This is a genomic window from Geobacillus zalihae NBRC 101842 (genome assembly GCF_001544135.1).
In the GTDB taxonomy this organism is placed as follows: domain Bacteria; phylum Bacillota; class Bacilli; order Bacillales; family Anoxybacillaceae; genus Geobacillus; species Geobacillus zalihae.
On record NZ_BCPV01000001.1, the window covers coordinates 57,008 to 78,762 of the forward strand.

The 21,755-nt window shown below is 50.1% G+C and carries 23 protein-coding genes and 2 pseudogenes; 10 read left to right on the plus strand and 15 right to left on the minus strand.

What is annotated here, in order from left to right:
- The first annotated feature begins 93 nt into the window (after positions 1-93).
- Positions 94-849, plus strand: coding sequence for an ABC transporter ATP-binding protein (locus tag GZ1_RS00320; RefSeq protein ID WP_015375338.1), 756 nt, complete (start codon positions 94-96; stop codon positions 847-849).
- Positions 846-2,771 carry an FtsX-like permease family protein gene (locus tag GZ1_RS00325; RefSeq protein WP_020755288.1) on the plus strand — a complete coding sequence of 642 codons (1,926 nt, stop codon included), beginning with the start codon at positions 846-848 and terminating at the stop codon, positions 2,769-2,771. The genes GZ1_RS00320 and GZ1_RS00325 overlap by 4 nt, the downstream gene beginning before the upstream one ends.
- A 164-nt stretch (positions 2,772-2,935) precedes the next feature.
- Here the strand turns inward: GZ1_RS00325 and gnd are convergent, their stop codons facing one another.
- The 7 genes from gnd to mce form a co-directional block, all read right to left on the minus strand.
- Entirely contained in the window at positions 2,936-4,345 is a 1,410-nt protein-coding gene (gene gnd, locus GZ1_RS00330; protein WP_020755289.1) for an NADP-dependent phosphogluconate dehydrogenase, read from the minus strand.
- A gap of 156 nt (positions 4,346-4,501) precedes the next feature.
- Positions 4,502-4,693 (minus strand): hypothetical protein, encoded by a 192-nt coding sequence (locus tag GZ1_RS00335; protein WP_020755290.1) that lies wholly within the window; start codon positions 4,691-4,693, stop codon positions 4,502-4,504.
- A gap of 82 nt (positions 4,694-4,775) precedes the next feature.
- Positions 4,776-5,270, minus strand: a complete 495-nt coding sequence (locus GZ1_RS00340; protein ID WP_011231828.1) for a chemotaxis protein CheW — start codon at positions 5,268-5,270, stop codon at positions 4,776-4,778.
- A gap of 108 nt (positions 5,271-5,378) precedes the next feature.
- Entirely contained in the window at positions 5,379-6,503 is a 1,125-nt protein-coding gene (locus GZ1_RS00345) for a tripeptidase T (protein ID WP_033005758.1), read from the minus strand.
- Positions 6,504-6,534: 31 nt separating this feature from the next.
- Positions 6,535-6,705 (minus strand): hypothetical protein, encoded by a 171-nt coding sequence (locus GZ1_RS18780; protein WP_157074349.1) that lies wholly within the window; start codon positions 6,703-6,705, stop codon positions 6,535-6,537.
- A gap of 58 nt (positions 6,706-6,763) precedes the next feature.
- Positions 6,764-8,314 carry an acyl-CoA carboxylase subunit beta gene (locus tag GZ1_RS00350; protein ID WP_011231831.1) on the minus strand — a complete coding sequence of 517 codons (1,551 nt, stop codon included), beginning with the start codon at positions 8,312-8,314 and terminating at the stop codon, positions 6,764-6,766.
- Positions 8,311-8,733 (minus strand): methylmalonyl-CoA epimerase, encoded by a 423-nt coding sequence (gene mce / locus GZ1_RS00355; protein ID WP_033005773.1) that lies wholly within the window; start codon positions 8,731-8,733, stop codon positions 8,311-8,313. The genes GZ1_RS00350 and mce overlap by 4 nt, the downstream gene beginning before the upstream one ends.
- A 208-nt stretch (positions 8,734-8,941) precedes the next feature.
- Between mce and prli42 the strand changes: the two genes are divergently transcribed.
- Positions 8,942-9,034, plus strand: a complete 93-nt coding sequence (gene prli42, locus GZ1_RS18785) for a stressosome-associated protein Prli42 (protein ID WP_020755294.1) — start codon at positions 8,942-8,944, stop codon at positions 9,032-9,034.
- Between the two features lie 47 nt (positions 9,035-9,081).
- Here prli42 and GZ1_RS00360 read toward each other — a convergent pair whose 3' ends face one another.
- The 8 genes and pseudogenes from GZ1_RS00360 to GZ1_RS00400 form a co-directional block, all read right to left on the minus strand.
- Complete coding sequence (locus tag GZ1_RS00360; RefSeq protein ID WP_033005760.1) at positions 9,082-9,588, minus strand: L,D-transpeptidase; 507 nt, start codon at positions 9,586-9,588, stop codon at positions 9,082-9,084.
- A 68-nt stretch (positions 9,589-9,656) separates the two neighbouring features.
- Positions 9,657-10,631, minus strand: coding sequence for an aromatic acid exporter family protein (locus tag GZ1_RS00365; RefSeq protein WP_060787669.1), 975 nt, complete (start codon positions 10,629-10,631; stop codon positions 9,657-9,659).
- A 169-nt stretch (positions 10,632-10,800) separates the two neighbouring features.
- Positions 10,801-11,088, minus strand: coding sequence for a nucleotidyltransferase family protein (locus GZ1_RS00370; RefSeq protein ID WP_081212525.1), 288 nt, complete (start codon positions 11,086-11,088; stop codon positions 10,801-10,803).
- The gene (locus GZ1_RS00375) at positions 11,069-11,524 is read right to left on the minus strand and encodes an HI0074 family nucleotidyltransferase substrate-binding subunit (RefSeq protein WP_033006466.1); all 456 of its coding nucleotides are present in this window, start codon (positions 11,522-11,524) and stop codon (positions 11,069-11,071) included. Before GZ1_RS00375 ends, GZ1_RS00370 begins: the two co-directional genes overlap by 20 nt.
- 42 nt (positions 11,525-11,566) lie before the next feature.
- A complete protein-coding gene (locus GZ1_RS00380; protein ID WP_050572321.1) occupies positions 11,567-11,908 on the minus strand; it encodes a type II toxin-antitoxin system RelE/ParE family toxin in 342 nt (113 codons plus the stop codon).
- Entirely contained in the window at positions 11,895-12,302 is a 408-nt protein-coding gene (locus GZ1_RS00385; protein WP_020756390.1) for an AbrB/MazE/SpoVT family DNA-binding domain-containing protein, read from the minus strand. Before GZ1_RS00385 ends, GZ1_RS00380 begins: the two co-directional genes overlap by 14 nt.
- A 470-nt stretch (positions 12,303-12,772) precedes the next feature.
- Positions 12,773-14,428: pseudogene (locus GZ1_RS19465) on the minus strand (IS1634 family transposase).
- A 218-nt stretch (positions 14,429-14,646) separates the two neighbouring features.
- Positions 14,647-14,739, minus strand: coding sequence for a hypothetical protein (locus GZ1_RS00400; protein ID WP_021322083.1), 93 nt, complete (start codon positions 14,737-14,739; stop codon positions 14,647-14,649).
- A 192-nt stretch (positions 14,740-14,931) separates the two neighbouring features.
- Here GZ1_RS00400 and GZ1_RS00405 point away from each other — a divergent pair.
- The 7 genes and pseudogenes from GZ1_RS00405 (at position 14,932) to GZ1_RS19120 (ending at position 21,741) form a co-directional block, all read left to right on the plus strand.
- Positions 14,932-16,799: pseudogene (locus tag GZ1_RS00405) on the plus strand (hypothetical protein).
- On the plus strand, positions 16,796-17,422 hold the full coding sequence (locus GZ1_RS00410) for a P-loop NTPase family protein (RefSeq protein ID WP_020756661.1): 627 nt from the start codon (positions 16,796-16,798) through the stop codon (positions 17,420-17,422). The pseudogene GZ1_RS00405 and the gene GZ1_RS00410 overlap by 4 nt, the downstream one beginning before the upstream one ends.
- On the plus strand, positions 17,409-17,807 hold the full coding sequence (locus tag GZ1_RS00415; RefSeq protein ID WP_020756660.1) for a hypothetical protein: 399 nt from the start codon (positions 17,409-17,411) through the stop codon (positions 17,805-17,807). The genes GZ1_RS00410 and GZ1_RS00415 overlap by 14 nt, the downstream gene beginning before the upstream one ends.
- Positions 17,808-17,928: 121 nt before the next feature.
- The gene (locus tag GZ1_RS00420; protein ID WP_020756658.1) at positions 17,929-19,980 is read left to right on the plus strand and encodes an LTA synthase family protein; all 2,052 of its coding nucleotides are present in this window, start codon (positions 17,929-17,931) and stop codon (positions 19,978-19,980) included.
- Positions 19,977-20,846 (plus strand): ABC transporter ATP-binding protein, encoded by an 870-nt coding sequence (locus GZ1_RS00425; protein ID WP_033006668.1) that lies wholly within the window; start codon positions 19,977-19,979, stop codon positions 20,844-20,846. Before GZ1_RS00420 ends, GZ1_RS00425 begins: the two co-directional genes overlap by 4 nt.
- Complete coding sequence (locus GZ1_RS00430) at positions 20,843-21,502, plus strand: hypothetical protein (protein WP_020756656.1); 660 nt, start codon at positions 20,843-20,845, stop codon at positions 21,500-21,502. The genes GZ1_RS00425 and GZ1_RS00430 overlap by 4 nt, the downstream gene beginning before the upstream one ends.
- A gap of 74 nt (positions 21,503-21,576) precedes the next feature.
- Complete coding sequence (locus GZ1_RS19120) at positions 21,577-21,741, plus strand: hypothetical protein (RefSeq protein WP_020756655.1); 165 nt, start codon at positions 21,577-21,579, stop codon at positions 21,739-21,741.
- Positions 21,742-21,755 lie beyond the last annotated feature (14 nt).

Below are 21,755 nucleotides of genomic sequence, written 5' to 3' on the forward strand. Positions count from 1 at the left end.
CGATTTTGTCACACGCGGTTTCGTTTTGTTCGGCCAAACGCAGGAAAAAACCAACCCCATTGCTTATGATAGAAACGAAGGAGGGAAAACGAGATGGTCATATTGGAAGCAACCAACATCTACAAAACGTACGGAACGAAAAAGAACCTACAAGAAGTGCTCAAAGGCATCGATCTGCGTGTGGAGAAGGGGGAATTTCTCGCGATCATGGGGCCTTCCGGATCAGGGAAAACGACGCTCCTCAACGTTCTTTCCTCAATCGACCGGGTGAGCGAGGGCGCTATTTTCATCGAAGGAAACAACGTCGTCGCCATGAAAGACCGAGAGCTGGCAGAATTTCGCAAACGCCATGTCGGATTCATCTTTCAAGAGTATCATTTGCTTGACACGCTGACGGTGAAGGAGAACGTCCTTTTGCCTTTATCGATTACGAAAACGCCCAAGCGAGAAGCGGAAAAGAAATTTGCAGAATTGGCGGCTGAACTTGGCATTACTGACATCCAAAACCACTATCCGAGCGAAATTTCTGGTGGGCAAAAACAGCGCGCTGCGGCGGCGCGGGCGTTCATCCATGAACCGAGCATCATTTTTGCCGATGAGCCGACGGGCGCACTCGATTCAAAATCGGCTTCCGATTTATTGCACAAGCTGCAACAACTTAATAAAAAACGGAAGACGACAATCATCATGGTCACCCACGATCCGGTCGCCGCCAGTTTCTCAGGCCGTGTCGTTTTTATCAAAGACGGACAATTGTATACGCAACTGTATAAAGGAACGGAAACGCGGCAGCAATTTTTCCAAGCCATTATGCAAACGCAAGGCGTGCTGGGCGGTGTTCGGCCATGAGCATGAAGCAACTCCTGTTCCGCAACTTGAAACAAAACATCCAACATTATTATTTGTACGTGTTTGCCTTGATGTTTGCTTCCGCCTTGTATTTCGCGTTCGTGACATTGCAGTACGATCCATCGCTTGATGCCATCAAAGGGGGAGTGAAAGGCGCGGCGGCCGTCCGTACAGGCGCGGTGCTTCTTATCGTGATTGTCGCCGTCTTTCTTTTGTACGCCAACGCCCTGTTTATCAAGCGTCGGAGCCATGAGATCGCTCTTTTGCAGTTGATCGGCATGACGAAACGAAACATCTTTTTTATGCTGGCGGCCGAAAACGTCATTCTTTATTACGGCACACTGATCATCGGCATATTGGTGGGATTTGCCGCTTCCAAGCTGTTGATGATGATTTTGTTTAAAATCATCGATATTCCGCTAGCGGCATCTCTTTCCTTTTCTGGCCGAGCATTGGTGCAAACGTTGATTGTGTTCAGCGTGATTGATGTCCTCATGATGGGGATGAACCGCTTGTTTCTCAAAAAACAGACGATTTTATCCTTGTTCCGCACTACATCCACAACCGAAGCAAAACACGTATCCGTATGGAACATGGTCGTGGGGATGGTGGGGATCATCCTCATCGGCAGCGGCTATGGTATATCGACGAAATTGTTTAGCAGCGACTGGAAGAGCGTTCAAGGATTATTCATGGCCATGGCGTTCATTTTAGGCGCTGTCATCATCGGCACCTATTTATTTTTCAAAGGAACGATCAGCTTTCTGTTCCACCTATGGCGAAAACAAAAAGGTGGCTATTTGTCGATCAACGACGTGCTATCGGTATCGTCGCTCATGTTTCGCATGAAATCGAACGCGTTGCTGCTTACGATCATCACGACCGTGTCGGCCATCGCGATCGGGTTGATCTCACTAAGCTATATTTCCTATTATTCAGCCGAGCAATCAGCCAAAAACAACGTCGCCGCCGATTTCGCGTTTACGGACAAAAAGGATGCCGCCCGTTTTACGGCGGCGCTGCGATCTCATGATATTCGCTATCGGGAAACGATTATCGATGTCATCGAAGCACCGACTGATATTTCGATGATTTTGGACATCGCTGATCAAAGCCGGCTCCAGTTTCAGCCGTCCGCCGCGCCGCTATCGGTGATCAGCGACACAAGTACAGGCCGCATCGATGTCAAGCCTAATGAAGCACTGCTGACGGGATATCAGGACATGCTCCGTCAATTCTTGCCGTTTAAAGAAACGGGAACGATTCGCTTAGAAGAAAACGGCCGCATGGTCCCGCTTCATTACCTTGGGATGAAAAAAGACTATTACGTCAACTATCATTTCACGTACGGCATGCCGACTGTCATCGTCGACCAAACGATGTTTGATCGTTTGCAAAAAGAAACCGATCCACAAAAGAAAAAGGTGCATATCGGAATTCATCTGACTGACGAAACAAATATTGAACGGGCTGATCAGTTGTTTCAACGCATGGAGTTTTCCTCCATCACCGATTCGCGCCTGATGATGAGCCGCCACCAAAAGCAGACGTTCGGATTGATCTTGTTTGTCGTCACCTTTTTAGGACTCGCCTTTTTGGTCACATCCGGCTGCATTCTTTACTTCAAGCAAATGGGCGCCGGCGAAGAAGAGCGGCCGAATTACACCATTTTGCGCAAACTGGGATTCACCGAAAAAGACTTGCTCGGGGGCATTCGGCGGAAACAGCTGTTATACTTTGGCATTCCGTTGCTGCTGGGATTGTCCCATAGCTATTTCGCTGTCCGTTCCGGCTGGTTCTTTTTCGGCACCGAACTGTGGACGCCGATGTTGACGGTGATGGCGATTTACACGGTCTGCTATTCGCTGTTTGGCGTGTTGTCCGTTCGTTATTACAAAAAGCTAATTCGCGAGGCGCTTTAAAACGATGCAGCGAGTGAGGGAAGAACCAAAACCGTTCCAACGTTCGCCCACTCGATCAGTGGTCATCCCATTCTGAAGATGCAGTTCCAGTTGACGGAACGAATTTTAGCTTTATCGAACACGAAAAGCCCTTAGAGTGGTGAATGACTCTAAGGGCTTTTTTCTTATTTCAACCATTCCGTATGGAAAATGCCTTCTTTGTCAACGCGTTCGTACGTGTGGGCGCCGAAGTAGTCGCGCTGCGCTTGGATTAAGTTGGCTGGGAGCACCGCGGTGCGGTAGCTGTCGTAATAGGCGAGGGCGCTTGCGAATCCTGGCACTGGAATGCCGCGCATCGCCGCGGTGGCGACGATTTCACGGAGCGCGTCTTGGTAGCGTTCGACAATGTCTTTGAAATACGGATCCAAGAGCAAGTTCGAAAGCGCCGGATCGCGGTCGTACGCCTCTTTAATTTTTTGCAAAAATTGCGCGCGGATGATGCAGCCGCCGCGGAAGATCATGGCGATGTCGCCATAGCGCAAGTTCCAGTTGTATTCCTCAGAAGCCGCCTTCATTTGCGCAAATCCTTGGGCGTACGAGCAAATTTTGCTCATATAAAGCGCGCGGCGCACGGCTTCGATGAAGTGGCCGCGGTCGCCTTCAAACGGCTTCACCGCTGGGCCTGCCAGCACTTTGCTTGCTTTCACGCGCTCGTCTTTCATCGCCGAGAGGAAACGGGCGAACACCGATTCCGTGATGATCGGCAGCGGCACGCCCAAATCGAGGGCGTTTTGGCTCGTCCATTTGCCCGTCCCTTTTTGCCCGGCTTTGTCCAAAATGACATCAACAAGCGGCTTGCCTGTTTCTTCATCGATTTTCGTGAAAATGTCGGCCGTGATCTCGATTAAGTAGCTGTTCAGCTCGCCTTTGTTCCAGTCGGCGAACACTTCGTGCAGCTCTGCAGCATCCATGCCGAGCACATGTTTGAGCAAGAAGTACGCTTCAGCGATCAGCTGCATGTCGCCGTATTCGATGCCGTTGTGCACCATTTTGACATAATGCCCGGCGCCGTCCGGACCGATGTACGTCGTGCACGGTTCGCCGTCGACTTTGGCGGCGATGGCTTCAAAAATCGGGCGCACGAGCTCATGCGCTTCTTTTTGGCCCCCTGGCATGATCGACGGGCCTTTCAGCGCCCCTTCCTCGCCGCCCGAGACGCCCGTGCCAATAAAGTGGATGCCAAGTTCGGCGAGTTCTTTGTTGCGGCGCTGCGTATCTTTAAAATACGTATTGCCGCCGTCAATTACAATATCGCCTTTTTCCAAATGCGGCTTCAGCTGTTCGATCGTCGCGTCCGTCGGCGCTCCGGCTTTGACCATCAGCAAAATTTTCCGCGGTTTTTCCAAGGCGTTGACGAATTCTTCGATGCTGTATGTACCGACAATGTTTTTTCCTTTCGCTTCTTGCAAAAACTCGTCCGTTTTTTCGCGCGAACGGTTGTACACCGCCACCGAATAGCCTTTGCTTTCGATGTTGAGCGCCAAGTTTTTCCCCATGACCGCCAGTCCGATGACGCCGATTTGCTGTTTCGCCATTGTCCAACGTCCCTTTCCGTTTTGGTTTGTTCATCAAACAACATACCATACGTTTGCGCTTGCCTGCAAGTTTTTCTAAACCGATTTAGGAACGGGGCGGCACGACGGACTTTGCTTGACCTGTCCATGCGAAAAGGGGCGTAACGCCCCTCATGCTTAGTAGCCTCCATAGTGCGGGAAGCCGTATGGGGAAAACGGATAGTGGCCATCATGCATCCCGTATGGAAAGTGGTGATAGCCGCCGTAGCCCCCGTGCCAATAAGGATAGTAGCCATACGGATAGTGGCCGTAGCCGCCAAAGTACGGCGGATAAAAGCCGCCCGGATACGGGCCAAACGGTCGAACCATGGAATGCGCCTCCTCTTCATGAGTTGAAGTTCATTTCCATGATTAGGATATGCGCGGAAGAAAAAACGGTATAGGCAAACACCTATACCGTCTCTTCCTCTTGGATGACCTGGGCCGCGGCCTGGGCGGCGGCCACTTGCTCGCGAATCGCGTCCGCTTCTTCCAAATGGGCAAACAAGACGCGCGGATCCAGCACCGTGAGCAACCGCTCCGGCAGCGTCGCGATCCCGACGACATACGGCGTGCGCTCCGCGGATACGAGCTGCAGCGGTTTGATGGCTTCCGGTTCAATATCGACAATTTCCTTTGCTTCGTCAACGATAAACGCCACCGACAACCCGTCGACCGCGGCGACGACAAGACGCGTCTGCTCGGTTTCCTCGATCGCTTTCCCATATAGAAGCTTTCGCATATCGAGCACCGGCGCGAGCTCGCCGCGGATGCGCGCGACGCCCGCCATACAATCCGGCATATGCGGCACGGCCGTCGGCGCCGTCATTTTCTCAATCGAGACGACATACGCGATCGAGACGGCGTACTGTTCCCGCTCGACGCGAAACACCACGTATTTGTCCATTCCTCCGCCACCTCTTTCGTGATTCGCACTCTGCTTTTTTTATCGGCTCATTCCGGCCGAATGTTTACCGAAAGGTTCAAGAAAAAAGAGCATCCAGCCTCGGGATGCTCATTCGGCATTGGCGACTTCCTCGACAATGGCGACAACCATCTCTGTCAGCTTCACCAGCTCTTCAATCGGCATCCGCTCATTCGTCGTATGGATTTCTTCGTAGCCGACTGCGAGGTTGACCGTCGGAATGCCGAAGCCGGCGATGATGTTGGCATCGCTGCCGCCGCCGCTTTTCTCCAGCTTGCACGGCCGTCCGATGTTCGCCGCCGCCCGTTTGGCGACCTCGACGACATGGTCGCCGTCGCTGAACTTAAAGCCCGGGTACATCACTTCCACTTCGACATCGGCGCGCCCCCCCATTTCCGCGGCAACCGTTTCAAACGCCTCTTTCATTTTCGCCACTTGCGCTTCCATTTTTTCCGGAACGAGGGAACGGGCTTCCGCTAAAATATCAACGCGGTCGCAGACGATGTTCGTTTGCGTGCCGCCTTCAAAGCGGCCGATGTTCGCCGTCGTCTCCTCGTCGATGCGGCCGAGCGGCATTTTTGCGATCGCCTTCGCCGCAATCGTAATGGCAGACACTCCTTTTTCCGGCGCCACGCCGGCATGGGCAGTTTTGCCGTGCACAACGACTTTCAGCTTCGCCTGCGTCGGGGCGGCGACGACGATGTTGCCGACTTTGCCGTCGCTGTCCAAGGCATAGCCGTATTTCGCTTGAATGAGCGACGGGTCAAGCGCCTTCGCCCCGACAAGCCCCGACTCTTCGCCGACGGTGATGATAAACTGGATTACGCCATGCGGGATGTTTTGTTCTTTCAACACGCGAATCGCTTCCAACATGGCCGCCAAGCCCGCCTTGTCGTCCGCCCCTAAAATCGTCGTCCCGTCGGTGACGACATAGCCGTCTTGGATCGACGGTTTCACCCCTTTGCCCGGCACGACCGTATCCATATGCGACGTGAAGTAAATCGGGTCGACCCCGTCTTTCGTCGCGGCGAGCGTGCAAATCAAGTTGCCTGCCCCATGCCCCGTTTTCGCGGCCGCATCGTCTTCGATCACATCGAGGCCAAGCGCTTCAAACTTTTGTTTGAGCACCTTCGCAATGTCCCCTTCATGCTTCGTTTCCGAATCGATTTGCACAAGTTCCAAAAATTCGTCGACAAGACGCTGTTCATTGACCATCGCTTTTTTCCTCCTGCTTATGTACTCCACCTTAAGTATACCGAAATGTTCCGCCAAGAGCCAAACCGGACGCCGGAACGATCAAAACGCTGCAAACGTATAAGAACGCGCTTGAGATGTACCGATACGGGCTGCCTGACCGCCTCTCAACGAGCGAGCTTTCATCCGCTCCCGCTGCGGCAAACGGCCACGCCGCCTCCATCTAAAATATCGTTTGCCGCGAAAAAGGCTCCCGTTGCTTGCCGGACGCCTTCCATCGTTTACAGCGGAATGTTGCCATGTTTTTTCTTCGGCCGCTCCTCGTGCTTGTTTCGAAGCATCTCGAGCGCCTGAATGAGCTTGATTCTCGTGTCGCGCGGGTCAATGACGTCATCGATCATGCCGTATTTCGCGGCGACGTACGGATTGGCGAATTTCTCGCGGTATTCGGCAATTTTTTGCGCCCTCGTTTCTTCCGGGTTCGGACTTTTTTCAATTTCGCCCGCGAAAATGATGTTCGCCGCCCCTTGCGGCCCCATGACGGCCACTTCGGCGTTCGGCCACGCATAAACGACATCGGCGCCGATCGATTTGCTGTTTAAGGCGACATAGGCGCCGCCGTACGCTTTCCGCAAAATGACGGTGATTTTCGGCACGGTCGCTTCCGAGTAAGCGTACAAAATTTTCGCCCCATGGCGGATGATGCCGCCGTGCTCCTGCTTGACGCCTGGGAAAAAGCCGGTGACGTCCTCAAACGTAATGATCGGGATGTTGAACGAATCGCAAAAGCGGATAAACCGCGCCGCCTTATCGGACGAGTCGATGTCCAGCCCGCCGGCCATAAACTTCGGCTGGTTGCACACAAGCCCGACCACTTCGCCTTTAATGCGGGCAAAGCCGATCACGATGTTTTTCGCGAAATCTTTTTGCACCTCAAAAAACGACCCGTCATCGACGACTTGGGCGATGACGTGGCGCACATCGTACGGGCGGACGGCGTCAATCGGCACGACATCGGCCAAATCGGGGCGGTAGTCATCCCCATCCGGAATCGGGCCAAACGGCGGCTTTTCGTTGTTGTTGGACGGCAAATAGCCCAAGAGCCGCCGCACTTCAGCGAGCGCCTCCTCTTCATTCGCTGCCGCAAAGTGGGCGTTGCCGCTGATCGTGTTGTGCACGCGGGCGCCGCCTAAATCTTCAGCGCTGATTTTCTCCCCGGTCACCGCTTCAATCACTTTCGGACCGGTGATGAACATTTGGCTCGTTTTTTCGACCATGAACACAAAATCGGTGATGGCCGGCGAATAGACGGCCCCGCCGGCGCACGGCCCCATAATGACGGAAATTTGCGGGATGACGCCGGAATAAATGGCGTTGCGGTAAAAAATGTGTCCGTACCCGTCAAGCGACAAGACCCCTTCTTGAATGCGGGCGCCGCCCGAATCGTTCAAACCGATGACCGGCGCCCCGGTTTTCGCCGCTAAATCCATGATGTTCGCAATTTTTTTCGCGTGCATTTCCCCAAGCGCCCCGCCGAAGACGGTGAAATCTTGCGAAAACACAAACACGGTGCGGCCGTTGATCTTCCCGTAGCCGGTCACCACCCCGTCACCCGGCCCCTTCTTTTCCCCGAGGCCAAAATCGGTGCAGCGGTGCTCGATGAACGGATTGAGCTCGACAAACGTCCCTTCGTCCAAAAGCAAATCAATCCGCTCTCGCGCCGTCAGCTTCCCTTTCGCGTGCTGCTGTTCAATTTTCTCATCGCCCCCGCCCAGTTCAATCTCACGTCGGCGGTCATACAGTTCGTTGATTTTGTCGTACATGTCGCTCATTGGTGTCCCTCCGTTTTCGTCCGTTCACAAAGCTCATACAACACGCCGCCGGTCGATTTCGGGTGCATGAACGCGACCCATGCCCCGCCGGCGCCGCGTTTCGGCGCATCTTGAATCATACGGATGCCGTGCTCCTTCAGCTCGCGGATGCGCTCGGTGATGTCTTCCACCCCAAGCGCCACATGATGAATCCCTTCGCCGCGCTTCTCGATAAATGTCGCCACCGCGCTCTCTGGCGACAGCGGCTCAAGAAGTTCAATTTTCGCCTCTCCCGCCTGCAAAAACGCCACTTTCACCTGTTCCGACTCGACTTCCTCGATGCCAAGAAACGGCAGGCCGAGCACATCCGTATAAAACGGAAGCGCTTTCTCAATCGAACGGACGGCAATGCCGATATGGTCGACTTTTTTCACTTCCATCGTCTGCATCCCCTTTGCCGCAAAATGATGAGGCCAACATTTTATCATTCGCCGTTTCGACAAAAAATCCTGCTTTTTTTGTTTTTCTTTGTACGCGCCACGGTCGAGCTTTGGATCGGTTCGCTTCGCATCGGGCATTTTTCCTTGTCCGCTCCGCTGCTTGCCGGTACAATAAACGTAGAACAGCGGACGGAAGGAGGACGGACCGTTGTCGCGGAAAACGCAAAAATTCATCGTGTATGTAATGCTCATTTGCATGCTGCTGACGACGCTCCTCGCCGGCATCAGCATGTGGTTTTAACCGCAGGCATAAAAAACGCAAGCTTCCCGCTGAGGAGCTTGCGTTTTTTAGCGCACCGCACCATACCGCTTAGCAATGGCGTAAAACGATTCGTTGCTGCGGAGAATGAGCACGTTGGCGCCAATCGGCACCCGTTCATACAAATGCTCGACATCGCGGTTGTGCATGCGCACACAACCTTGCGACACATACCGGCCGATCGACGCCGGGTTGTTCGTGCCGTGAATGCCGTAGATGCGCCCGTCCGTCCCGCGCGCGTTAAAGCCGATCCACCTTGCGCCGAGCGGATTGTTCGGCGCCCCGCCTGGAATGTTCTTTTTCCGATAATACGGGTGTTTCGCCTTCACCGTCACCGTAAACATCCCCTCCGGCGTCAAATCGGCATTGACCCCGGTCGCCACCGGATAAACGGCTTCGATGCGGCCGTCGCGGACGAGCGCGAGCTTATTGATCGCTTTGTTCACAATGACAAGCGGCTTCGCCTCCGCCGCTGTCTGGAAAGGCGCTCCCAACACGGCGGTGAGCACGAGACAAATGGCCAACCATACCCGCATATCCGTCCATCCTTTGCTTGAATGTTTGGCTATAGTGTGCGCCAAAACGGATGGACATATGCCCTGCATCATGCCTTCAGCCGCTGCGGTTTTCGTTCGTTTCCGGGATGGAATTCGCTTTTGATGATTAAATATCGCTCCAATTCGCGCACCAAATGAAACAACGCCGCCCGCTCTTCAAACTGTTCGCGCGTCGTTGGCAGCGGCATCGCCTTAAACTGTTCGCGCATCTCGGCAAGGCGCCGCAAAAAGCGGTCCGCCGTATTCCCCGGATGAATGGCGTCGCTTAATTCGTCGATAAAATCCGCAATCATCATCCGCTGTTCGACCGTGTAGGTAAGTGACGTCACAAGCGGAAGCATATGCTCAATGATTTCCAACTGCCGCTCACGCATGCGGAAGTAGCGGACATATTCATCCTCATTCCGCCATAATTGATTGTCGGCGTGGCGCATGGCGAGTTTTTTCGCTTTGTCGAGCGTCTCCGCCGCAAGCGGCAGCTCTTTTCCATCCCAATCAAGCTCATTTGTGCGCAAGTAGCGGACGATTTCTTTTAAAATAATGCGAAACAAATCTTCGACAATGCGCTGGTACTCTTTGAGCTGCTTCTCGGCGCTCGGCATATACATGTTCATCAGCAGCGCTACACCAATGCCAACCGCCACGAGCAAGATCTCATTGGCGACCAATCCCCACGTGATGTCCCCGGCCGCATACAAATGCAAAATAATGACCGAGCTTGTCGCAATGCCTTCATTGATTTTCAAGCGAACCGTCACCGGAATGAACAACAAAAGCAACAGCCCGATCGTCCACGGATGATAGCCGAAGACGGTAAAAAACAACGCCGCAAACCCGATCGCGACAACGCACGCCGCAAAACGAGCCCGGGCGGTCTCAAGCGACCGCTTTTTCGTCACTTGGACGCATAAAATGACGATAATGCCAGCGGAAGCGAAATTATGCAGGCCGATCAGCTGAGCGATGGCAATCGCCAGCGCCGCCCCCACCGCCGTTTTCAATGTCCGATAGCCGATTTTCATCGCGAGTCTCCTTTGCCAATGGTTGCCGACTTCATTGTACCGATGGCGGCGCTTTCGGTGCAAGAAAAAACGGACAATCCTGGCCTCCGCTCCGAAGCCGATCTGTCCCAACAGGCGCAAAAGGACAAAAAAGGCGGCTGTCCGCTCATGCAGGGCAAGCCGCCTAGGCTCACGACGGAGATTTCTCATAAATCGTCTTCCCGTCGCGCTCGATTTCCCGCCGGATCGCTTCGTTCAGCGCGTCGAAAAAAAGCACGTCACATGAGTAAATGCCGACAATCTCGTCAAGATCCTCTTTGATTTTCCACTTTTGTTTGCCGGTGTAGTCCACGCACAAGTCGATGTCCGAGTTGTAGCGGGCCATGCCGCGCGCCCGCGAGCCGAACAAAATGACTTTTTGTATATCTTCTTCGCCCGCGAAATACGCCATCAACCGTTCAAACACGGTCGGGCTCATTCCATAGGTCACGATCGATCACTTCTTTTTTGATGTATTTGAGCAGTGCTTCAATTTCATGGACATATTGTGATACAATTCGGTTTTTAATCTGTTCATAGTCTTCCTCGTTATATACATGGGCTGCAGCGTTTCGCGAGTGCAATATATCGTTCCATACATCAATATTCTGAATCCACCCTTCCTTAAACGCCTGGCGGTAACATGCCCGCGGGTTGTTCAATTCCAGACCGGACGCTTTGAAAATTCGCGACAACAGCTTCCAGAGCTGGTCTTCCAAAATTTCATACTTTTTCACGATCGAATCACGATATACTTCCTTCAGCAGTTCATCTTCTGCCGACACTTGCTTCGACGCGGCAATGACATTCTTCAAATGAAGCAACAATCGAAACGCGCGCTGGTACGATAATACAATCGATTCTCGTTCATCCATGCCATCGTTCTCCTTTGCCCATTGTCCTAAATGGATCTGCATCTATGGCTTCGAAAATGGCGCTTGATTCGTCTTCATATAACGCTTCAGCTCTTCGTAAAAATTTTCACGCGTCCCCACCAAAACCACCACCACCACAACATGTCCGCTGTCATCTTGGTCGATCAAATAAGCAATCTCATAATTGATGCCTCGATGATAAATGTCATAACCGTAAATTCCTGCCAAATCACCAGTTTTCGCTTCCCCTGCTTCGGCGGGATCGGTAAGAATCTGCCGCAAGGCTTCGATCAAACGCTGCTTCAGAGCTGCATCCTTTTTTGTCAATTTTTTAATGGCTTTTTCTGCTTTCGGAAGCAATTGCAGTCGATTATGGTTCATCATCTTCACCAAATAACTCCTCTAACGTATCCGCGGTATACGTTTTTGCCTTCGGTCTTTCCTCAGAAATCATCGCGTTGAATGCAGGGGCAATTTGCGATTTACGGTATACAAATTCTTTGTATAGTTCTTCGCCTGTATATCCTTCTTCGATCAAGTCTTTTAAAATCAGATCGGAAAAGTCAAAATGATCCTCATGAATAGGATGAATAATTAACTTATTATCCGCTAACTCAATTAACACCTCGTTTCCAATTCCTAATTGCTCATAAAAATCCTTTGGGATCGTAATTTGTTTTTTGCTCGATACGGCAATTCGTTTCACAAGGTTTTTCTTACGGTTAGGGATATTGTCCATCGATACCTTCTCCTTTGTCATCGAATCTGATGGTACCATATTATTCCCCTCCTTCCAAAAAAATAACCAAATTTCTTGGTTTCTTTACTAATGATCATAGCATGGTGGGGAAACAAACACAATGATTTTCCCATACCGTAGGGAGGAGAAGTGTTCAATGTTTGCGGAAGAGGAATAGATTGATGCAAACACTAACATCCTAGTGGAACAAAGCGGAGAATTCCTGAACAAAACGACGCTCAATTGATGGAGGCCAAGGTTTTCAAAGATAGCGATTATTATTTCAAATAGGAACTTTCATAAATGATACGAATTCGAACGTCCATGGTGTGGAAATTCCTTCACTTTCCTTGTATTTCAAGGATTCATTTGACATTGGAACTCACATTTCGCACCCCTACTAAGTAGAACGAAAGGATTTTTTATTTGTTTTTTTAGAATAACTTTTGAACCAACACAACGAGCGATGGCAATCCTTTTTTTACCATCGCTGGTCGTTCTTTATCCCATTAGACGTAAATGCTCTCGTCCAACCCCAACCCTTGCAGAATCCTTCGCTGCTCGTACGTGAGCGGTTGGCTTAACGCACGTTGGATTTGCCCGTCTGGCTGCTTGAGAAGCACCACTTTGACATACTGAAACAACTGAAAGATCGCTTGCCCCGTCGGCCGGGTCAGTTTGCGTCCTCTTGCGCCCTTTAGAGGCTGCTCCGGAGTAATGAATTGGCGCACCCGGCGCTGGAAGACGCGATAAATGGCCAACGCCAACAAAAACAAATACCCCAGCACCGCGACCCGTTCCGGTTTTTTTACATAGATTTCATCCGTAAAGAACAGGTCTTTCAAAAAGGCAAAGTTCATTTCCACCGAGATGTGGCCTTTATACAGCTTCAAGATCTCTTTCGCGTCCATCGGTTGGCCCTTCCATTCCTCCGGAACGGTCGTGACCAAGACAAAACGGAACGCTTTCCGTCTCGCCCGCTCCCACGCCTCTTGGTCGAATGCCGCGTTCAGGCGAAGGGCGAACCGCGTTTCCACCTCCGGTTCCGCCCCTTTTTTCGGCCGTCCGCGCCGTTTTTTCGGGCGAATGACCTCGTCAACGGACGCCTCGACGCGATGGAACCGAGGGCGAAGGGAAGCCTTGAGAGACGCCAGCGCTTGTTCGGCGTCTTCCCGGCAGGAAAACAGGCGGCTCTCCCATTGGGCTTGTTCTTGTGAAAGAAGCTCTGCTTCTTTTTTCCGTTTGTTTTCAAGTTTCTTACCTTTTCGTTGGTCCAGCGCGCTGGATTCAACGACGATCAGCCGAACCGGATGGCCTTCATACGTCGAGGCGGTTTCCCACACTCGATACGCGGCGCCGTTTTTCTCTGCCAAGACGAACGGATCGCTCCACGGCGTGTCCTCGGCATCGGCTTGGTCCAGCGCCGTTTTGCCGATCCGAAGCGAAGCCGGGCCGCGCGTGATCAAAAAGGCGTTGGCGGCTTTCGTTTGCGCCAAGGTGCCGCGCGTCATGGCGGCCGAATCGGCCACGTAAATCCATTCGTCTTCGATTCCCGCGCGTTCAAACTATTCTTTCATCCGTGCCAACACGGAAGGATTCCATGTCTTATCGGGCAGATGGCCGTCGTGCACATCTCCGTAAAACGGAAGGCCGTCTTGATTGCCGACCAACCCGAATCCCATCTGTTTTTGCCAATAATGATGCCGATTGTAGCCATAGGTGATTTGCAAGCCTTCGGTCGAGTTCGTTTCGTACGCACCATATACCGTCTTATCGGTCGTATCGGCATGAAACACCTAAAGAGGGAGGTCTCCTTCTTGTAGATCTGCACGAGACAAGCCGACGTGACGTGATGGATGTCGGCCTCATACAGGCGATCCAGATGGCGCGCCAAAGCGTCGTCATTGAACCAAGAGGGGTGAAGTCCAAGACGGATCAGCTTGGGCAAGTCGATCTCATGCGCCCATCGTTCCAAGTGAACGAGCGCTTGCCGGCCGTCAAAGATTGTAGACGATGGCCTAAACGGCATCGCTCGTTCGGGTTTGGCATTGAGGATCGACCGGAACGAGACGGTCAATCAACTGGAGGAGGCCAAGCTTCTTGAATATGGCACTTATTATATTCAAATAGGAACCTTCATAGACCGCATCGATTGGAATGCCCATGGTGTGAAAACTCCTTCGCTTTCCTTGTGTTTCAAAGATTCATTCGACGCAAGGCGAAAAAAAATCCTCCCGATTTTTGTCGGGAGGGTGCGAAATGTGAGTTCCATTGTACCGATAACAGCGCTTTCGATGCAACTGAAAAACGGACAGCGCGCTTGCCCTAAGGCCGCCGGACACAAAAAACAGCCGCCCGCTCATGCGGGGCAGGCCGCCTAGGCTCACGACGGAGATTTCTCATAAATCGTTTTCCCGTCGCGCTCGATTTCGCGCCGGATCGCTTCGTTCAGCGCGTCGAAAAAAGCACGTCGCACAATGAACACTCCCTACACCGAAAGACGCAAAATTGGCCAAAAATCGTCATCATGACAATACAATTTTCCTATTATTTGTGAATATACTGTGAATTTCCATGTAAAAGGTTGACATCTTCTTTTTTTTTTTTTTTTATAATGCCATTGAATTTTACAAACATTTCAAATTCATGATTAGAGAGGGCGTTCCATATGAAATGGGTGTTCATTTCAAGAATGGCGTCCCGCTTAAAAGCGGAAGCTAGTTTCATATTCGTATTTTCTGGGGTTTTGATCTTTGTTTGCCTCAATCCCCATACGATTAATCCAGCGGAATGGATTTTATATACGAAATACTTGGTTCCGATTGGAATGGCGGTCTGGCTGTTCTTCAGCTTCCGCTTGCATGTATCGTTGTTCACTTCGACGCCGATTCACTGGATCGCGATGAATGACATCATGCCAAACCCGCAAACGATCGTCTTCTGCCAAGCTTTGATCGCGTTTGGTTGTTTTTTCGCTTGGCAACTGGCCTTGGCCGGGATCATCGCCGGTGCGGTGGTGATCAACTATTCAGCGGGTTGGGATCTTTTCACTTTTCTGTTTCCGTTGTATTTGATTCATTTTCTTCTCCCATTTCTATGGGCGTGGATGATCGGATTGTCCACAGGCGCTGTTTACGCCTATCATTCTTCGAAAAAAGCGATGTTGCTCGTTGGTGTGTTTGTTTTGTGGATCATCGTGCTGTTTTCTTTGGAATATCGCAATCCATCCTTCTCCTTGTGGGGAAACCATCGTTGGCCTTACATTGACCCGTTATTCAGCCTAACCTTCCAAAAAGAACGCGTGCTGATCAAATTGGCGTATATTCTTTCTTCCATCGCCGTTTATGGCGTTTTTCGAAGCATGCGGCGATCCTTCGCGGGGCTTGCGGCTGTGTGACTCTCGTTATTTTCGTAACATTTTTCCTTCAACATGCACAATCAAAATTCCAGTTGGATGACATTCTGTTGGCAAACGACGCCAAACTCTATCAACAAATTAAACATCAGGCTCAGCCCAAGAACATCCCGTTGCATGGATATTGGAAAATCAAGGAGATCGAGGTGAATCCGAAATCCACGTATCCGATCAAAGCCACACTCTCTCTGCATCCGAACGAACGCACCGTTCGTTTTTCGATCAACGAGCAATTTCAAATCGATCACATCCAAGGCGGAGGGAAGCGTTTGCCCTTTCAACAACAAGGAAACGTTGTTCAGGTGCAGACCAACGGTGCCCCATCCATGACGATCTATTATCGACATACGTTCGGCTCAACCTTTTATCCGTTGACATCGGGCGTCACGTTGTTGCCATTTGAAGCCAACTGGTATCCGCAGTCCATGGATTCAACGCTTTACGATATCAACTCATCCGGAACGCTTCACTCCAATGTAGAAACGAAAACATGCACACGAGTCAACATGATTGTCGGAAAGGAAAAGTACCGTTGGCATGGGGACCATCTCCCTTGTCTCTCCGTGATCAACGGTCCTTACAAACAAATTCAAGTGCAACATACTCGTTTCCTTGTTTATAAACCATTTCTCACCACAACAAGAAATTATATGGAATTGAAGCATCAACTCGTTTCCATCCGCAATGAGCTATGCCACTTGTTTCCGAATCTTGCAAATACAGATTATTGCACAAAAGAAGTCAAGAGCGTCTCAATCATCCCAAAAAGCATCAACACCACAAACCTTTCGCTCTACGACAGCACGGTGGCTGACGGAACCTACACGTTTTATGTTGATCCGTTCTTGGACGTCAATGGCATCCCGGCAACCAAACATATTCAGGAGTTGGCTGCGTTTTTCATCCCATACCGATTGTTCGAAAACGAACAGATCAGTCTCTTTGCCGGCTTATATTTAATGGAAAAACTACATATTCCATCTATCGGATATGGAAACAGGATAGCGGAAAAATCCTCCATCGACTCAACAACGTGGGAGCACTACATGGCACTATCCATAAAAGAAAAAGAAAACATATTGATTCAACTAGCGCAAGAAAGGGGGAAAGGAGACAAATGATGGAATTGAAAAATGTGACCCTCAAGCACCGTCGCCAACTGATTTTGCATCATTGTTCCGTCAATCTTCCTTCCCAATCCATCATTCTAGCCAAAAATCACATTCGCACAGATATTGTCGCCAAAGCGCTTGCCGGCTTTCATCCTATCGATGAAGGGGAAATCCATTTCGATGAACAGGAAGCAAGAGGAAAAACGAATAAAAGCGTATTTTTCGTGATTCCTGAGAACTACCACCAACTGTGGAGAAACTATCGTTTGCAAGATATTTCGATATGGCTGAATCGTCCTTTTCAGCAATCGGCACTATGGAAAAAATATCGCCTTCCTTCCCATGCATCCATCGATTCATTGACGATGTTTCAACGGCTGATTTATCTTGTTTCTCTTGGACAGTCGCTAAATCGCACCGTTTTCATTTTCGATCAGCCGACGAAACACTTTGACTTCGAAGACTTAGAACAGTTTTATTATTTCTTAAAAGATGATTTTTCGAATGCACATTATCTCATCTTTACAAATCGAATAGAAAAAATATTCACAATGCTTCCTAAACCCATTTATCAACTTGATTCTACCAAATTACTACCCTTGAAAGGAGGTGAGAAGGATGGTTGTCAATAAGGCACGTAAAACGAAAGCTAAGGGGCTACCACTATTCATTTTAGTGTTGGTTCTCAGCATTGCTGGATCTGTTTATGCCGCCGGCACTTCCATTGCGCATATTTCACCGGGGGCTAGTTCTGCCACAGGAACACCAGTGAAAGCTACTGGGGCTTCTGGAACATTGGCCGTCTCTTCATCAGGTCCAGCATTTTATGTACAAGGGTATGCCAAAAAACAAATCAGCTGGTGGCCTGATTCAACAGTTGCTTCGGCAATAGCCTATCCATCACAAACAGTAAAAAAATCTTTTACAGCTGAAAACGGGTCTTTCTACTATGCTGAAGCATACACACAAGCCAACGCGACATCTATTTATGGCGAAGCAAAAGTGACCGTGAATTAAATTGACACGCTTCATTGCAACAAGCAAGCGAATGTCAACACGGCTCCATCACACCGGCGTTCGCTTGCTTCCTTTTATCGTTGATGGATGCGATCATGCTGAAAAAATGGAGTGACCCCTTATGACGTTGTTTACTAGCCTATCGTGGTTTTACGCCAAACAGATGGGAAAAAGCATTCTCTATATGGGAACCTACACATTTTGGTTCATCATGCTGATGATGCGCTTTCTCATTCGCCAGCATGATTCCTTTGGCAAGACGGATTATGGAAACTTTGTCGGGGAAATGACGTTAATCGTCCAAGCAGCCATGCTACTGTTTATGGTGTTTTTTTATAAGTTGTTCTCTGATGAATATCGATTTGGCGCCAATCTTTTGTTTGCCGGCTCACTGCGCATCACGGCGTTGAAAATCGCCGCCTTGTTCGTGAATCACTTGCTGTTTCTTTCATTCTTCACCGGTCTGCAAGTTGTACTTGTATGGCAGTTTTACCGCACATGGGGTCTTCCCTTTTCTTCGTTGTATACGGAAACGGCGTCGTACATTGCGGTGTATTGGCTCTTGCCGTTCGTATTTGCCTTTTTTCTTGGTATTTTCACTGCTCTATTGTTTGGGAAAAATCGATTAAGCTTTGCCTGGATGATGGTCATTTGGCTGGCCATCAGCCCGATGAATACACAATTGTTTTCTCGTTATTTCCATCGCATCCCCTTTTCTGACATCCGTAGTTTGTTCTACATCGGTCCGTTGAATATGGACGATGTATTTCGTGACGTCGTTGGATACAATGTCAGCCTTCCGACGTACATGAAACTATTGTTTTGGATTCTAACGTCGATGATGGCGGTATGGGCCATTCTTTGGAAAACGGCCCGCACGACAAAGGAGAAAGCGGCCATTATTACAGGTGTCGTTTTGCTTTTAGCGGGGGATGCTTGGTTGTTTCCGCATCTTTTCACCGGAAACAAACTGGTGTTCAGCTACGCTGATTTGGCTAAAGAAAACGTTTACTACCAAACTCACAATCCAACCATCCAACCAAGCACATTGCACTATTCGATTGAACGGTACGACATTCAGCTGGAGGCCAAAAACGGTGTCCATGCGAAAGTGAAAGTGACCTTGCGGCAAATTCGGGGCGACACGCTGTCGTTCGTGCTTTATCATCATTTTTCTCTGAAGCGAATCACCGATCAAACCGGAAAACAGCTGCCGTTTATTCAACAGGGGGATGTCATCACGGTCAAACGTTCACCCAATCGCTTGACCGACGAATGGACATTTGAGTATCAAATGAACGATTCCGCGCAAATTCCGATTTCACCGCACTATTTGTTTTTGCCGAGCGATTTCAGCTGGGTGCCGACAAAAGCCGAACATGCGCCGTTTGCCTTTGTGAATGTTCATTCCAGTCCGGTGCCTGTATCGATGCAACCGAGCCATCCGATCCGCTATACGTTGTCGTTTCACGGAACGGCGCCGTTTTATACGAATTTGCCGCGTCGAAGCGACGGAACGTACGAAGGAGTTGTGTCCGGCGGCATTACAGCCGTAGCGGGAATGTTTGTGAAGGAAAAAATCGGGCCGTGGCAGATCGTGCACCCCGCCGATTGGCCGAATCTTGAGCGGGATTGGCCGGTTTTCGAACGTCATGTACGGCGCATCCACCATGACATCGTGCAGATGTTCGATTTAAAAGAGGCAAAGTTGCCGACGAACATCGTGTTGCTCGCTCCCCATGGTGAACAACGGAGCGTATATAGCAGCGATCATTTGCTTCTTCAAATTGATACGCCATATTCCCTTCGCTCCCAAGAAGGAACATTGATGTATTTGCCGGAAATCATAACAGAAGGACTTCTTTGGAGGGGAGTACATTCATCGATGCAAAAAGAAGTGTTTCAAGCGTTGCTGGCCAGATGGTTCCAACAACAATTAGCCCTTCCCTATTCCGGAGGAGATTTGACGTTTGATTTGACTTTGTCAATCGACTCTCCTGACGTGAAAACAGAGGAAGTGCTGAGGCAGCTGTCTGGGGAGTATGAACGCTTATCCGATGAGAAAAAACAAACATTTTTGGCTTTATGGTACAAACAAATGAGAGAAGGAGCAGATGGCAGCTGGGAGAAAGTGATACAACTCATCCGCATGGTTCAGGAGGCACAAACATGATCCATGTATCCAGCGTCACGAAACGAATCAAAAAACAACTCATTTTATCGAACGTATCGCTCTGCATAGAGGGGATTTACGGGTTAGTCGGACCGAACGGAGCCGGTAAGACGACATTGATGAAAATATTGGCCGGCTTGACACCCATGGATGAAGGGCAGGTGGCGATCGACGAACGAAGCTGCACCAAAGGAAAATATGTGAAAGCTCATGAACGGATCGGTTATTTGCCGCAAGATTTCATGGTTTATCCAAACATTACGGTCGAAGAAGCGCTTGACCATCTCGCTTTATTGCAAGGAATGATGGACAAACGCGAACGGCACGCAGCTATTGCTGAAGCGATTCAAAAAGTGAACTTGAACGGCCATGAGACAAAAAAGATGTCCGAGCTGTCCGGCGGCATGCGGCGACGGGTGGGAATTGCTCATTTATTGACGCGAAAGCCGTCCATCTTGCTGTTTGACGAGCCGACGGCCGGCTTGGATATTGAAGAGCGAATCCGCTTTCGCCATCTGCTCAAACAGCTTGGTTCCGAGCATACGATTGTCATTTCTTCGCACATTGTGGAAGACATTGAGTTTTTGTGCACCAAAATTGGGGTTTTAAAACAAGGGCAAGTGTTGTTTGAAGGCACGCCGTCTGAGCTGAAGTCCCGCGCAAAAGGCTGCGTATGGGAATATTGCATACACCCCGAAGAATTGGATGACTTGATCGCAACGCGAGAAGTGGTTCAGCTTCTCGAAGAAGAGGATGGCATTCACGCGCGAGTATTCTCCAAAAACGGGGGAACAGGGGGAAGACGGGTGGCGCCGCGCTTGATCGACGGCTATTTGGCTGTTGTCAGGAGAGGGGAACCAAGATGAAAGCTTACATCGAATGGATGCGAACCGCATTCGTGTTTGACCGCAAGACAATGGGCGGAGCCTTTTTTATCCCACCAGCGATGTTCATCCTATCGCTGTTGCTTATTTTGTTTGTTCCCCGCAAATCGCCAAGTATTTACGACAATGTGATTATCATCCAAGGGCTGTTCATCCCGTTTTCCGGCTGGTGCCTCATCTATCGGTTCGGCGAACTGTATGAAGACGGAGCGCAAGAGACGCTTGTCCCTTACTATAGGCAATGGGTTTGGATCGATATTGTACGTTATTCTTTCATCCATTTGTTGGGGGTTGTCGTGCTAAGCGGGGCATTCATGTGGAAATATGGAGTCTCTTCTTTGTCTTTTTTGAATCTCATTCATTTCATTCTATTGACGTTCTTTTACCTATTTTTCAGCACTGCCTCCCTTGTTCTTACAAAAAACACCAATATCGCACTGACAGTCATTTTTATTTATACGGTGCTTGAAGTGGCCACATTAGGAACGTTCATGCCCTGGCCGCATATCTTTTTGTTCGAGCCGCCGGTTTGGGAACCGATGCTCATCAACAAATTCATCATGTTAACGCTGTCCATCTTTCTAGCAGCATTCATCACCATTGTCTGGATCAGCAAAGGAGATCGGAAACCTCAATAAAAGCAGACAGGGGATCATTGACGTTTGGCGGCAAATAACGGCTTACCATCCGAACGAAAGGCTATGCTTACAAATTGATCAATTGGTGGCCCGACAGCGTCGTCGCTTCCACCAACTGGCTCAATCCCGGTCAAGAAGAAACGCGCAATTTTACACAAAAAGACGGCGATAAATATTATGGGCAAATTGTTGGTCAAACGGTTAGCTCAAGAGGATATGTGACCATTACCGTCAAATAACCCGAATCCGGATG

Excerpts from the sequence above, each read along its gene's own strand:
- mce (WP_033005773.1), bottom strand. The coding sequence starts at position 8,733 with ATGGAAGTGAAAAAAGTCGACCATATCGGCATTGCCGTCCGTTCGATT.
- GZ1_RS00365 (WP_060787669.1), bottom strand. The coding sequence starts at position 10,631 with ATGAAAATCGGCTATCGGACATTGAAAACGGCGGTGGGGGCGGCGCTG.
- GZ1_RS00380 (WP_050572321.1), bottom strand. The coding sequence starts at position 11,908 with ATGATGAACCATAATCGACTGCAATTGCTTCCGAAAGCAGAAAAAGCC.
- GZ1_RS00410 (WP_020756661.1), top strand. The coding sequence starts at position 16,796 with ATGATGGAATTGAAAAATGTGACCCTCAAGCACCGTCGCCAACTGATT.
- GZ1_RS00430 (WP_020756656.1), top strand. The coding sequence starts at position 20,843 with ATGAAAGCTTACATCGAATGGATGCGAACCGCATTCGTGTTTGACCGC.
- GZ1_RS00350 (WP_011231831.1), bottom strand. The coding sequence starts at position 8,314 with ATGAGCGACATGTACGACAAAATCAACGAACTGTATGACCGCCGACGT.
- GZ1_RS00325 (WP_020755288.1), top strand. The coding sequence starts at position 846 with ATGAGCATGAAGCAACTCCTGTTCCGCAACTTGAAACAAAACATCCAA.
- GZ1_RS00415 (WP_020756660.1), top strand. The coding sequence starts at position 17,409 with ATGGTTGTCAATAAGGCACGTAAAACGAAAGCTAAGGGGCTACCACTA.
- GZ1_RS18780 (WP_157074349.1), bottom strand. The coding sequence starts at position 6,705 with ATGGAGGCGGCGTGGCCGTTTGCCGCAGCGGGAGCGGATGAAAGCTCG.
- GZ1_RS00370 (WP_081212525.1), bottom strand. The coding sequence starts at position 11,088 with ATGAGCCCGACCGTGTTTGAACGGTTGATGGCGTATTTCGCGGGCGAA.
- GZ1_RS00375 (WP_033006466.1), bottom strand. The coding sequence starts at position 11,524 with ATGGATGAACGAGAATCGATTGTATTATCGTACCAGCGCGCGTTTCGA.
- gnd (WP_020755289.1), bottom strand. The coding sequence starts at position 4,345 with ATGGCGAAACAGCAAATCGGCGTCATCGGACTGGCGGTCATGGGGAAA.
- GZ1_RS00320 (WP_015375338.1), top strand. The coding sequence starts at position 94 with ATGGTCATATTGGAAGCAACCAACATCTACAAAACGTACGGAACGAAA.
- GZ1_RS00335 (WP_020755290.1), bottom strand. The coding sequence starts at position 4,693 with ATGGTTCGACCGTTTGGCCCGTATCCGGGCGGCTTTTATCCGCCGTAC.
- GZ1_RS00360 (WP_033005760.1), bottom strand. The coding sequence starts at position 9,588 with ATGCGGGTATGGTTGGCCATTTGTCTCGTGCTCACCGCCGTGTTGGGA.
- GZ1_RS00425 (WP_033006668.1), top strand. The coding sequence starts at position 19,977 with ATGATCCATGTATCCAGCGTCACGAAACGAATCAAAAAACAACTCATT.
- GZ1_RS00385 (WP_020756390.1), bottom strand. The coding sequence starts at position 12,302 with ATGGTACCATCAGATTCGATGACAAAGGAGAAGGTATCGATGGACAAT.
- GZ1_RS00420 (WP_020756658.1), top strand. The coding sequence starts at position 17,929 with ATGACGTTGTTTACTAGCCTATCGTGGTTTTACGCCAAACAGATGGGA.
- GZ1_RS00345 (WP_033005758.1), bottom strand. The coding sequence starts at position 6,503 with ATGGTCAATGAACAGCGTCTTGTCGACGAATTTTTGGAACTTGTGCAA.
- GZ1_RS00340 (WP_011231828.1), bottom strand. The coding sequence starts at position 5,270 with ATGGACAAATACGTGGTGTTTCGCGTCGAGCGGGAACAGTACGCCGTC.